Below are 332 nucleotides of genomic sequence, written 5' to 3'. Positions count from 1 at the left end.
GGGGAATCTCGGTTGATTTCTTTTCCTCGGGGTACTGAGATGTTTCAGTTCCCCCGGTTCGCCTCCCAACACCTATGGATTCAGTGTGGGATACCCACGTTACCGTGGGTGGGTTTCCCCATTCAGAAATGCCCGGGTCACAGGTTGTTTGCCACCTCGCCGAGCCTTATCGCAGGCTTCCACGTCTTTCATCGCCTCTGGCTGCCTAGGCATCCACCGTATGCGCTTCATCGCTTGACCATATAACCCCAAGAGGTCTGGTCCGCGATGACGATCGACAATTGCCGGATACGCTTGAGACGTATCTCGTGTCTCTTCCTCTCGGAAGAAAC

1 rRNA gene is annotated in these 332 nt (G+C 54.8%); it reads right to left on the bottom strand.

Annotated features, from left to right (window positions below):
- Positions 1-240 (bottom strand): 23S ribosomal RNA (locus M8009_RS18950); the annotation flags it as partial.
- Positions 241-332: the final 92 nt, after the last annotated feature.

This window comes from Halomonas gemina (assembly GCF_023554995.1).
In the GTDB taxonomy this organism is placed as follows: Bacteria; Pseudomonadota; Gammaproteobacteria; order Pseudomonadales; family Halomonadaceae; genus Halomonas; species Halomonas gemina.
This window is presented reverse-complemented; position numbering and strand designations above follow the sequence as displayed.